The sequence below is a fragment of the Psychrobacter sp. HII-4 genome (genome assembly GCF_904846595.1).
GTDB lineage: Bacteria > Pseudomonadota > Gammaproteobacteria > Pseudomonadales > Moraxellaceae > Psychrobacter > Psychrobacter celer.
Genome location: NZ_CAJHBJ010000001.1, coordinates 173,003 through 185,461 on the forward strand (window position 1 = coordinate 173,003; position 12,459 = coordinate 185,461).

Here is a 12,459-nt window from a genome sequence, read left to right on the forward strand (position 1 = left end):
GTAAGCAGTCACAAAAGGGTGAATTGCGCTCATACACACTAACCTGTCCTCATAACAGGGTATTTGATATGTACGATACGCAAAACCCCTTAGTTTGTGCAGTATAGCGAGGCATATAACAACTTAACTATAAGTCCCCATCAGCCACAGCATAGCCACGCACGCGGTCAGCCAGCCAAGCGTTAAGGCATTACGAGTTTCGATATTCATGCCTTTGACTTTGTTGAGCAGGCGCGAACTCAGCCAAAAAAACAGCGGAATACCCAGCACAAAGGCTGGGACGATGACCGCTGCATGGCGCAGCACCGTCTCTACATCCTCACCGAGCATCAGCCGAAAGCCATAACCGGCTAAGCTGAGTACAAGCGCAAATACAGCAAGACCAATGGTAATACCTTTAGGCACCAAGCTGCGCTGTCGCGGCACACGGCTATTTACAGAATCAGGCGGCACCGATGCGTGTGGCGGTTTGTTTGTGTTCATATGTCACCTTTTTACTTTTATAGGGCGCTTACGCTCACAGCAGCCGTGAGCCGTGCCCCATCTCAGCTATGCACTCGCGTTGGCCAATGCCAGCTCTGCACGCATGGCGTCGATTGCAGCTTTATAATCTGGCTGATTAAATATCGCCGAGCCTGCGACAAACATATCAGCGCCCGCTTCAGCGATCGCACGGATATTGCTGGCCTTGACGCCGCCATCCACTTCAAGCCTGATATCACGGCCACTGGTGATGATGCGCTGACGCACCTCACGCACCTTGCCCAGCGTACTGTCGATAAACGACTGACCGCCAAACCCTGGGTTGACACTCATTAGCAGGATTTGATCGACCTTATCCATCACGTAGTCTAAGTAATGTAAGGGCGTTGCTGGGTTTAATACCAAACCGCACTCAGCGCCGCCATCTTTGATCAGCTGCAAAGAGCGGTCGATATGCGCGCTGGCTTCTGGATGAAAGGTAATGATGCTGGCTCCTGCGTCCAAAAATTGCTCAATCATACCATCGACAGGTGACACCATCAGATGCACATCGATAGGGGCATCGATGCCATAATCACGTAGCGCTTTACAGATCATGCTACCAAACGTTAAGTTGGGTACGTAGTGATTGTCCATGACATCAAAATGAATGACATCAGCACCAGCCTCTAATACCTTTTCGACCTCTTCACCAAGTCTGGCAAAGTCAGCCGATAAGATAGAAGGCGCAATAAGATAAGGCTTAGAAGGACTGCTCATAAATAAACTACCTGATTGATGATTGTACAAAAATAACAAGGCTAGAAATAACAAGGCTAAAAACCACAGCTAACGCGGCTTATATTGCGTTTTGCAATAAGCGCGTCCTACGCTAAAGGAGCGTTTGGCGTCATGTTTGGTAGCACGGCAGCTGACACGCCGACGCCATAGGCGAAAAGACGACGGTTTTAGCGTGTGACGCATCAGCTTAATAACTGCTGACTCATTTAGACCATAACCATGCTCTATCGCTGAAAATGGCGTCCTATCCTCCCACGCCATCTCTATTACGCGTGATATCTGCGCCTCATCTAGCACGCTCAGACTACTATCTGTATGCTGAGGACAGGGCTGCGGCTCAGTTGACGCCCGCTTACCACGTTGCTTGTTTTGTAAGGCGGCAATCATATCAGCGCGCATGATGGTAAGCGAGGATGAGGCACAAGCGGCCTGCGATATAGCAGGCCTGGAAGTCATAATATCTTGATAACTTGCCATCATATTTTAACCTTAATAAACATAAGCAATCTACCGTACAGCACCTATATGAAAGCCTACGCACAAAAAACAGCTCGGGACAAACAAGCCACTAGCCAAACTGCGCCATACGCCAATGGTACTCGATATGATCATTAATAAAAGTTTGGATAAAGTAATAGCTATGGTCATGCCCTGCTTGATAACGTAATGTTAAGGGCTGTTTGGCTTTTTCACAAGCGTCAAGCAACTTATTGGTCTGTAATTGGCCGTCTGCCAAAAAATTGTCCGCCGCGCCTTGATCGACCAAAATACTTGTATACTGCTGACCGACTTTTTCTATCGTTTTTGCTGCATCTGCTTGCGCCCACTGCGCTTTATCATCACCAAAGTACTCTGTAAAAGCAGCCTCGCCCCATGCCGACTCGCTGGCGGCGCATACTGGCGACAGCGCTGATACGCTGACAAACTTACTCGGGAATTTAAACCCCAATAGCAGTGCCCCATGACCACCCATCGAGTGCCCTGTCACACCGATGCTATCGATAGGAAACTCTGAGCGCAGTAAGTCATATAGCTCATCTACGATATAACTTTGCATATTAAAATGCTCGGACCACGGTGCCTGCGCAGCATCGACATAGTAGCTGGCGCCCTGCCCGACAAAATAACGCTCATCATCTGCCACATCAATATCGTCGCTACTACGAGGAGAGGTGTCTGGCGCGATAAATATCATCCCAAGCTCGCTGCATTTTTGTTGAAAATGCGCTTTGTGCGTGACGTTATCGGCATTACACGTCAAACCTGATAAATATAAAACAGCTGGACAGCGGCGACCTGCAAGCGCCTCATCTGGCAAGTAGATACTAAACGTCATCGCAGTCTTTGTCGCTGTCGATTGATGGCTATAATAGTGCTGCTCGCCATCAAAACAGCGATTGACACTAAGCTGCGTGAGCTGTGAGCTGGCAGAGAGGCTATGATGATAGGAGTTATTCATAAGTCAGATCCTTTCTATTTAAGATAAAATACTGGTCAAATATATGACGCTTAACGAGAGAATACATGGGTCATGCTGTTTTATATTGATAAGATCAACGTATCTCATCAATAGCGGCGACTGCTGGACGGGCAGCGTTTTTAGGTGCGGTATCGATGCCAACCCTCTCTGTAATGCGTGCCACTGGCGGCCGCGTTTTATCAAACAGCACTTGCTCAAAGGCTGGCAGCGCCGTCTCCATTAGACTACCGATGGCCATTTGCGGCTCAGAGGGCTCAAAGCCCATCAGGTTTTCGCGCTCACTAACCCGCCGCCTTGCGTCTTTAAAGGCCGCCGCAAAGCTGGTATTGCTACGCAAGCTCTCGGCAAAAAATGCCTGCCCAAAGTAAGTCATCTCAGCGGTGTTGGTACAACCAAACGACATCTTGTCAGCAGCTGAGGCCGTAATCACCACTGTAGTCGGCGACGCCAGCTCGTCGATAAACGAGCCTGAGTAACAAGCCGAGAGCACAATCACTCGCCAGCGAATACCAGACGCATCCAGTGCCTCACGCAGCCATGCCGCATCGAGGTTTTCCATGGCGAGCGGCGGGTTGGCCAATTGCATCAGGTCTTCGGTGCCGTGTGATGAAAGCGTCATAAACAGCACATCTTCATCAGTATTCATCTGTTGGCCAATTTTTTTTAGCCCGCGCAAGATACTGGTCTTGGTCGCCACTGGCTCATCTAGCCAGCTATAAGTATTATTAATCAAAGCAAGCGAGCGACCACTGGTACCAAACCGCACATCAAACAGCTCACGGACTTTATTGATCTCCGAGCGAAATACATTTTGCTCAGAAAACCCCGCCACACCCATAAAATACCAGTCGGTTTTGCCTGTGATACCCGGATCGATACTGTTTAGAGCGTTTTGGAGCAAACGCGGCTGCTTGTAGAGCGCCGCCTCCTCTAGCACAGGCTCGATAGGGATTTGTTTAAATATGGGCTGATCAGCGACGTTACGCTGCCAGATAGTCAAAAGTGCCACCGCACCGAGCAGCACAAGGATACGCTCCCACCACGGAATACGCAGACGCCGCGAAAATATCCAAAGCAGTGCCAATGTCTGCCATAAAAAAAGCAGCAAAAATAAAATAGGTAAAAACGAATAGCTCCAGTCAGGTAGCCAGCCGTGACTGCCCAAAAACTGTACCAAGCTTTGTAGCAGCGCCGATAACGTATCCGCGACCAGCCATAGTATCACGGGCACAAACACCAAGGCTTGATTGCTCGCTCGCCGTGCCAAGATGATACCACCGAGCAAAATAATCATCGGCCAAATAAGATAGCTGACCAGTCCTTGCTCATTAAACACGCTGCCATTTTCGGCTGCCAGCCACGAAAACAGCACATTACTGCCCAGCGCCAATAGCGCAAAAACAGCAAACTGTATAAACGTAGGCTTGACCCAAGAAAACGCCCGCGTTGAGCCTACTAGCATCCATAAGGTTGCAATGATATTGGCCGCGAAATTGAGCGAAAAACGCTGAAGCGATACGGTTTTTAACGACGCAAGTGACAAAGACTTAGACCTCTAGCCAGTCGAGAGAAATAACGCAAATCAAGGATAACACGCTTTACTGTCGGCGTTTTTTAATAGACCATTTTATATACTTTATCTAGGGCGTGTTGAACATTCACAAATAGACACTGTCAGTGCCACAGTTGAATGTTCAACACGCCCTAATGTTTGTACGGTGTACCGACAGCAGTTTTATCCCTAATTGACGATAAAACAGGGTTAAAAATAAAAAACCCAGCCAAACAGCTTAGCGCGCTAATCTATCGCGATTGTAACGGATTGTCGCCTAAGAGGATAAGGCTGATTTGTAAAATTCGGCTATATTTACCTAAAAACATATAAAAAAAGAGGCCTTGAGTACAAGACCTCCTTTATTAGTCACTGATATTAGTCGTGTTTACTTCATCAATAGCTCGTTGACGCGCTTTAGATACGCGGCTGGGTCGTCAAGTTGACCACCATCTGCCAGCAGCGCTTGATCAAAGATCACTTGAGCAAGGTCGTCGAACTGCTCGCTGGACTCTAACTTTTTAATCAGCGGATGCTCTGGGTTGACCTCCAAGATAGGCTGCGTCTCTGGCACTTCTTGACCCATTTGCTTGAGCATCTGAATCATCTGCGGTGACAGCTCACCCTCTGCAGTAACGAGTATCGCAGGACTATCGACTAAGCGGTTCGATACGCGTACGTCTTTAGCACGTGCGCCTAGGGTCGTTTTTAGTTTGTCAACGACTGGCTTCATGGCCTCTTGCGCCTTTTCCGCTTCCGCTTTTTCTTCTTCGTCTTGCAAATCGCCCAAATCTACCGCACCTTTGGCGATGTTTTGTAGCGGCGTGTCATCAAACTGGGTCAAGAAGTTCATCGCCCACTCATCAACACGGCTGGTCATCAAGATCACTTCGATGCCTTTTTTCTTAAACAGCTCAAGCTGCGGGCTGTTTTTGGCAGCAGCGAGGTTGTCTGCGGTGAGATAGTAGATGGCTTTTTGCCCATCTTTCATACGCGCTTTATAGTCCTCAAAGCTGGTCTCGACCTTGTCATTAGTGCTGGTGGCATAGCGCAGCAACTTGGCAATACGCGCTTGGTTGCCCATGTCCTCGCCTAGGCCTTCTTTGATGACATCGCCAAACTCGCTATAGAACTGCGCAAATTTTTCTTGCTTGTCGCTGTCCTCGCTGTTGGCAAGGCTTGCCAGCAAAGTCAGTATGCGGCGCGCGTTACCATCACGGATAGATTTTACATCGCGTGACTCTTGCAACAGCTCACGGCTGACGTTCAGTGGTAAGTCAGCAGAGTCGATCACCCCTTTGACAAAGCGCAGATACATCGGTAGTAGCTGCTCTGCGTCATCCATGATAAAGACGCGTTTGACATACAGCTTTAGCCCATGCTGCTGCTCGCGTGTGTACAGATCCATTGGCGCTTTTTTAGGAATATATAACAGCTGGGTGTACTGCACGCGGCCTTCGACACGGTTGTGTGTCCATGTGAGCGGATCGTCCATGTCATAAGTGATGTTTTTATAAAAATCGACATATTCATCATCTTCGATTTCAGATGCTGAGCGTGTCCACAGCGCACTGGCTTTGTTGATGGTTTCCCATTCATCAGTCAAGACCATCTGGCCGCCGGCTGGTACGTCGCTACTATCATTTTCGTCCGCACCTTCCTCTTTGACATCTTCTTGCCAAACTTCTTTACGCATCTGAATCGGCAAGCTGATGTGATCTGAGTATTTGTTGACCAGACGCTTGATCTTTCCGCGGTCTAGGTAGTTGTCTTCACCTTCACTGTATTCTTCTTTTAAGTGCAGCGTGATACGGGTGCCACGAGTGTCTTTTGTGATGGTCTCAACCGTAAAGCTTCCCGTGCCATCAGATACCCAGCGGACGCCTTGATTGGCAGGCTTACCAGCTTTGCGCGACTCAACGGTGATGGTGTCGGCCACGATAAACCCTGAATAAAAACCCACCCCAAACTGACCGATCAGCTGACCGTCTTGTTTTTGCGACTCAGACAGCTTATCTAAGAAAGCTTTGGTGCCTGATTTGGCGATGGTACCTAGGTTTTCGATGGCATCGGCTTCATTCATACCGATACCATTATCGATAAAGCTGATGGTTTTGGCCTCGGTGTCGACATCGATGCGAATTTTAAGCTCGCCGTCGTCTTCATAAAGGCTGTCATCGTTGGTGGCTTCAAAGCGCAACTTATCACAAGCGTCCGAGGCGTTAGAGACCAGCTCACGAACGAAAATATCGGCATTAGAATATAGCGAATGGGTCACCAAGTGCAGTAGCTGGGCGACTTCTGCTTCAAAACTGTGTTTTTTTACATCAGCGGAACTTTGATTGTCCACTTGGGTCTGCTCACTCATAAAAACTCCTATTATTCATACCAAAGATGCTGTCATCAGCAGCGGTGAATCACAAATTTCCAATACTAACAGTATGGCATCTCTGGCCATAAAGGCTGGGCGATAAATACTGTTAGGCTGGTTAATCAGATAGGGGCACAGGCGAAAATTTCAAGCCAAAATACCGCAAAAACCAAGATTGGCCATAAAAATCGGCCACAAAAAAACCGCCTAAGTTGACTTAAGCGGTTTTTATGATTTTTTAGCATTGAGTGGCATTGCCTCGCTTGCCACCTCTAGGCGCGCCAAGCGATGCGTCGCGGCTTATAGACAGCTTGGCAGATGACGCGCTGGATCAGCGTCACGGGCAGCCATCGCATCTTCGACGCTCAAGCCCAAAGCCTTGGCCACGCCCTCGCCATACGCAGGGTCACACCAGTGGCAGTTGCGAATATGACGATACTGGATAAAGTCTGGCACGCCTGCCATGTTTCTGGCGGTATTATCAAACAAGACCTGCTGCTGCTCAGCACTCATCAAATGAAACAACGCGCGTGGCTGGCTAAAGTAGTCGCTGTCGTCTTCGCGAAAATCATAGTGCGCCGCATCGCCATCAATCTTTAAGGGTGGCTCGGCATAATCAGGCTGCTCCTGCCACTGGCTAAAGCTGTTTGGCTCATAGTGTGGGCGGCTGCCATAGTTGTCATCGACGCGGCCTTGACCATCACGGTGGTTGCTCATCACAGGGCAACGTGGTTTGTTGACAGGGATCTGCTGATGGTTGACACCGACACGGTAACGCTGGGCATCGGCGTAGTTTATCAAGCGATTTTGGAGCATTCTGTCTGGTGAGACGCTGATACCTGGGACTAGGTTGCTAGGTGCAAACGCAGCTTGCTCGACATCGACAAAATAGTTGTCAGAGTTTTTGTTAAGCTCAAACTCACCCACTTCGATAAGCGGATAATCCCCTTTCGGCCATACTTTGGTCAAGTCAAACGGATGATAAGGAACGGTATCTGCCTCAGCTTCTGGCATGATTTGCACGTACATTTTCCACTTCGGAAAATCGCCTTTTTCGATAGCATCGTATAAGTCTTTTTGATTACTTTCGCGGTCCATACCGACGACTTCACGAGCTTCGTCATCGGTTAAGTTTTTGATGCCTTGCTGCGTACGGAAATGAAACTTCACCCAATAGCGCTCGCCCGCTTCATTCCAAAAGCTGTAGGTGTGTGAGCCAAAGCCATGCATGTGTCTGTACGAGGCTGGGATGCCGCGATCACTCATGACGATGGTGACTTGGTGAAAGGCTTCTGGTAATAAAGTCCAAAAATCCCAGTTGTTGGTCGCTGAGCGCATGTTGGTACGTGGATCGCGTTTGACCGCTTTGTTTAAATCTGGGAACTTGCGTGGGTCGCGTAAAAAGAACACAGGCGTATTGTTACCGACCATGTCCCAGTTACCCTCTTCGGTATAAAACTTCAAAGCAAAGCCGCGAATGTCACGCTCTGCGTCGGCCGCGCCGCGCTCGCCTGCCACAGTACTAAAGCGCGCAAACATCTCGGTTTTTTTGCCCACTTCGCTAAAAATAGCCGCGCGGGTATATTTGCTGATGTCGTTGGTCACGGTAAAGGTACCAAACGCGCCTGAGCCTTTGGCATGCATACGGCGCTCTGGAATCACTTCGCGGGCAAAATTGCCAAGCTTTTCATTGAGCCAGATATCTTGAGCCAATAATGGGCCGCGCTTGCCTGCGGTCATGCTGTTTTGGTTGTCAGCGACTGGTGCGCCATTACCCATGGTCAATTGGGTTGGGGCGTAAGGGCATTTTTTATCACTCATGGTCATACTCCTGTAAAAACAAATGAAAGTGCCAAACTTATACTGAATACGCTTCTAGCAGTACATCTAGAATCCTCGTCAGTTTGTTTGAAAATCGATGATTCTTGTTCAGATAAATTTTGTTCATAGTAACCTGCCTGTGCAGTTATCTTACCTAGCCTTTGCTTGATTACTATTACAACTGATTTATATTGTTTTGTATAATCAATTAATCACATTCTTTCATTTTATTTTTCAGAACTATGGAAGGCTTTGCGATAATCGGCATGGTTCTGGCTCTGCCTTGCCTTCGTTAATATGATCAGCATAGTTAGCATGGTCGCGAATGCGGCGTATATGCTCGCTTACCTATGCTCGCTCACCTCCTTTATACTAGCGCGGCATCGGACGGATGGTGAGAATTTGTTCGCTACGACCAAAGGGACCATGCACATCGTGGAGCACAGCACTGGTCAGCCCGATACCATCAGCGCCATACTGCTGTACCGCCTCGATACCGAGCCAGCGACCTTTAGGGACACGGTGCATATGGATTTGCAGGTCTGTATTGGGAAACATCCACTCTAGTTTTGACAGCCCTAAACCCAGTCTTGGTACCACGCCATTGGCAGTATCGACCATGCCCAGCAGATGTACCATATCATCAGTGGGTACGCCCTCTACCATCTCGACATCGTTGGTTATCCAAACCATGCCGCGACCTTCTCGGCGATCTGGAGCGGCCACCAAGCGCACACTTTCGATAAAGCCGCCCGGCCAGCCTTTCATATCTTCCCAAGCAGGCAGCGTTTCTGGCTTATACTGTGCTGGTTGATCCTCAATGCCAGCGATGGCGCTGGTGTCTTGCGTCAGCAGTCGCCATGCCCTAGCAATAATGGCATCTCGACCACGGCTGCTCATTACCGCCTCGACAAGCTCGATGGTCTTACCTGGGCGAATACAGCGCGTAGTGATGGTAAACTCATCAAGCGGTATCAGCCCCAAAATATCTAAGCTAATACGAGCAATGCGCATGTTTTTTTGCGGCGCATACCCTTGCAGCTCAGCGCTCAGCACCCCAGTAGCTGGTGCCATATGTTGCTCGTGCTCATTCCACGCGCCTTGGGCATGCTGGGTCGGCTGATAATGCGCGACACTGATGCCCTCTGCCAATGGTTCGCGTTTGACCAATTTGTAATACGCTGACATAATTTTCCTTAATGTTTTCGATTCTCTTTTTTATTTAAAGTACACTATTTATGACCGCAAACTGTCTGGCTGATTCTGCCTGACTTATCGTCGACGTGTACCTTATATGAGCTTGGTTGAATATGAGCTTGATTGGAATAACGTGTTGCCGGATTCGATAAGCATACGTTATTTGCTCAATCGTTGTTTTTGCATGGTCAGCAGTGTACGACTCTTGACCATGATAAATAGAAAAAACGCCATCACCGCAATCAGTACGCCATATAAGACACTATAACCCTTTATAAACTGAGCGGTATTGAGTAGCAGCATCAGCACCAAGACGATGGTGACAAAGGTATTGATTTTTAGCTGCTTGTTGATCTCATCTAGCGTGGCTTCTGCTAAGACAAACTTTGTTTTTGGCTGCTGTTGACTCATATCACTTGCCTACTTGAGTGACCGGAATGCGCAGCGCTTTTGGCAGGCTAAACGTCACATTTTCTTCGATACCTGATAGCTCGCTTGGCAAATCACCACCCCAGTCTTGTAGCTGCTTTAGTACTTCTTGGATCAGGACTTCCGGCGCTGAGGCACCAGCCGTCACACCGATACTCTGCACACCCTCCAGCCAGCTTTTGTCCATCTCGCTGGCATTGTCTATCAGATACGCTCGGCAATCCATACGTTCGGCCAGCTCGCGCAGACGGTTGGAGTTTGATGAATTTGGTGAGCCAACGACCAACACCACTTCACAGCGGCCCGCCAAGTCTTTGACCGCATCTTGGCGGTTTTGGGTGGCGTAGCAGATATCGTCTTTGCGCGGGCCTTGAATACTTGGAAACTTATCGCGCAGTGCATCGATGACGCGCGCGGTATCATCCATCGATAGTGTGGTTTGGGTGACAAACGCTAGGCGCTCAGCGTCTTGGACACTGAGTGCATCCACATCACTTTCGTTTTCGACCAGATGAATCTGACCGCCATGCCCACGGTTAAATCGCCCCATGGTGCCTTCGACTTCTGGATGTCCAGCATGGCCGATCAGCACAGCATCCATGCCCTCTTGTGCAAACTTTGCCACTTCGATATGCACTTTGGTGACGAGCGGACAAGTGGCGTCAAATACCGTCAAATCGCGGCGCTCAGCCTCATCCTCGACCGCCTTTGATACTCCGTGTGCTGAAAAAATAACGATGGAGCCATCTGGTACTTCATCCAACTCTTCAACGAATACCGCGCCGCGATTGGCCAAGTCTGAGACCACAAATTTATTATGTACCACCTCGTGGCGGACATAAATGGGCGGCTCAAAACGTGTTAATGCTTCGTTGACAATCGCAATAGCGCGATCGACACCAGCACAAAATCCCCGCGGATTGGCAAGATAAATTTGCATAAAAAGGCCTATCATTAGATAATTTGTATTTAAGACTATATAAAACGTCTCACAACAGCTTGGAGTAAGCTTTGATTGAAGGTTTGGGATAAAACCCATGCGTTACTGTAGCATAATTTGCTTTTATTGCCTTTGAAATTCCTGCGCCGGTCACAGTTAGTAAGTGGTAGTCATGTGACTACCGCCTACTGATGGGCAGGTGCTTTATTATGCGTAACGGCTGTTTATCACGGTACCAATCAACCCTGCTATCGCCATAAATGATGGCGATTTTTCTTTTTACCAGCTTTTTATATTTATTAGGGCACTCGCTACTAGGACACACTGTATGACAGGTTCACTATTTATCATCACCGCCGCTTCAGGTACTGGCAAGACCTCACTGGTAAAACAGCTATTGGCTACCACCAATGACTTGACTGTCAGTGTGTCACATACCACGCGCGCGCCGCGTCCAGGCGAGGTCGATGGTCAGCATTATCATTTTACCAATGTCGACAAATTCGTCGCTGCCATCCATGACAATCAGTTTTTGGAGCATGCCGAGGTGTTTGGCAACTATTATGGCACCTCAGAGCAAAGCGTACGGGCGCAGTTAGACGCAGGCGTCGATGTCATCTTAGAGATTGACTGGCAAGGGGCGCTACAAGTCAAAAAAATCTTTACGGACGCGGTGATGATTTTTATTTTACCGCCCAGTATCGAAACCCTGCGTCAGCGTCTATCGACACGCGCGCAAGACTCGATGGAGGTCATCGAGCAGCGTTTGGCCGGTGCAGTGACGGAAATGGCGCAGTACGTCCATTTTGATTATGTGATTATAAATGACAACTTTGAGGTGGCATTGACTGAGCTAAAGGCCATTATCGTCGCTGACAGGCAGACCCTAAGCCGCCAGCAGCAGCGCTACCATCGCACCATTGCCAATTTGCTCGGCACTCAGGCAGACTAAAACATCAGACAAATGAACACATTAAAAGGGCGGCGTGCCAGATTTTGCGCAGTAGAGATAAAAAAGCAACGACGCGGCGGGGCAAAAAATGCTATAATGTCTAGCTATCCCCCTTTATATATTTTTGATATTATTTTTATTGAGTGGCGGCCATCTTCGCCACTTAATAAAAACAACCGAGGTAGCTATTTATGGCACGAGTGACGATTGAAGATTGTTTAGATAACGTAGATAATCGCTTTGAGCTGATTTTAGTCGCAAGCAAGCGCGCCCGTCAATTGGCCAAAGGTATCGCTGAGCCAATGGTTGATGTCGATAATGACAAACCAACGGTTTTGGCATTACGTGAGATTGCTGCTGGCAAAATCACCCGCGATATTTTAAATCAGCCAGAGCATAACTTTGCAACCAGCTCATTAGACTTAGCCCTGTCAGGTGATCATAGCTTTTAATC

General features: G+C 48.5%; 12 protein-coding genes. 2 read left to right on the top strand and 10 right to left on the bottom strand.

Features of this window, described 5'->3' with window-relative positions; all coding sequences use genetic code 11:
• Window positions 1–123: 123 nt before the first annotated feature.
• The 10 genes from JMX98_RS00755 to ispH form a co-directional block, all read right to left on the bottom strand.
• Window positions 124–483, bottom strand: a complete 360-nt coding sequence (locus JMX98_RS00755) for a hypothetical protein (RefSeq protein WP_227679910.1) — start codon at window positions 481–483, stop codon at window positions 124–126.
• Between the two features lie 66 nt (window positions 484–549).
• Window positions 550–1,242 carry a ribulose-phosphate 3-epimerase gene (rpe, locus tag JMX98_RS00760; protein ID WP_105244043.1) on the bottom strand — a complete coding sequence of 231 codons (693 nt, stop codon included), beginning with the start codon at window positions 1,240–1,242 and terminating at the stop codon, window positions 550–552.
• Window positions 1,243–1,311: 69 nt separating this feature from the next.
• Window positions 1,312–1,566: a TIGR03643 family protein gene (locus JMX98_RS14270; protein ID WP_227679952.1), complete on the bottom strand. Its 255-nt coding sequence runs from the start codon at window positions 1,564–1,566 to the stop codon at window positions 1,312–1,314.
• Between the two features lie 265 nt (window positions 1,567–1,831).
• Window positions 1,832–2,722, bottom strand: a complete 891-nt coding sequence (gene fghA / locus JMX98_RS00770; protein WP_201583736.1) for an S-formylglutathione hydrolase — start codon at window positions 2,720–2,722, stop codon at window positions 1,832–1,834.
• A 94-nt stretch (window positions 2,723–2,816) separates the two neighbouring features.
• Window positions 2,817–4,286: a C13 family peptidase gene (locus tag JMX98_RS00775; protein WP_227679912.1), complete on the bottom strand. Its 1,470-nt coding sequence runs from the start codon at window positions 4,284–4,286 to the stop codon at window positions 2,817–2,819.
• Between the two features lie 397 nt (window positions 4,287–4,683).
• Window positions 4,684–6,663: a molecular chaperone HtpG gene (gene htpG, locus JMX98_RS00780; RefSeq protein WP_201583738.1), complete on the bottom strand. Its 1,980-nt coding sequence runs from the start codon at window positions 6,661–6,663 to the stop codon at window positions 4,684–4,686.
• A gap of 303 nt (window positions 6,664–6,966) precedes the next feature.
• The gene (locus JMX98_RS00785) at window positions 6,967–8,493 is read right to left on the bottom strand and encodes a catalase (RefSeq protein ID WP_288996267.1); all 1,527 of its coding nucleotides are present in this window, start codon (window positions 8,491–8,493) and stop codon (window positions 6,967–6,969) included.
• Between the two features lie 366 nt (window positions 8,494–8,859).
• A complete protein-coding gene (locus JMX98_RS00790; protein WP_201583743.1) occupies window positions 8,860–9,675 on the bottom strand; it encodes a thioesterase family protein in 816 nt (271 codons plus the stop codon).
• A gap of 168 nt (window positions 9,676–9,843) precedes the next feature.
• Window positions 9,844–10,095 (bottom strand): hypothetical protein, encoded by a 252-nt coding sequence (locus JMX98_RS00795; RefSeq protein WP_075100476.1) that lies wholly within the window; start codon window positions 10,093–10,095, stop codon window positions 9,844–9,846.
• A 1-nt stretch (window position 10,096) separates the two neighbouring features.
• Complete coding sequence (gene ispH, locus JMX98_RS00800; protein ID WP_201583745.1) at window positions 10,097–11,053, bottom strand: 4-hydroxy-3-methylbut-2-enyl diphosphate reductase; 957 nt, start codon at window positions 11,051–11,053, stop codon at window positions 10,097–10,099.
• A 328-nt stretch (window positions 11,054–11,381) separates the two neighbouring features.
• On the opposite strand from ispH, the gene gmk reads away from it, so the two are divergent.
• Together gmk and rpoZ are read left to right on the top strand one after the other, a co-directional pair.
• Window positions 11,382–12,005 (top strand): guanylate kinase, encoded by a 624-nt coding sequence (gene gmk / locus JMX98_RS00805; protein WP_201583758.1) that lies wholly within the window; start codon window positions 11,382–11,384, stop codon window positions 12,003–12,005.
• A 191-nt stretch (window positions 12,006–12,196) separates the two neighbouring features.
• Window positions 12,197–12,457, top strand: a complete 261-nt coding sequence (rpoZ, locus tag JMX98_RS00810) for a DNA-directed RNA polymerase subunit omega (RefSeq protein ID WP_068403827.1) — start codon at window positions 12,197–12,199, stop codon at window positions 12,455–12,457.
• Window positions 12,458–12,459 lie beyond the last annotated feature (2 nt).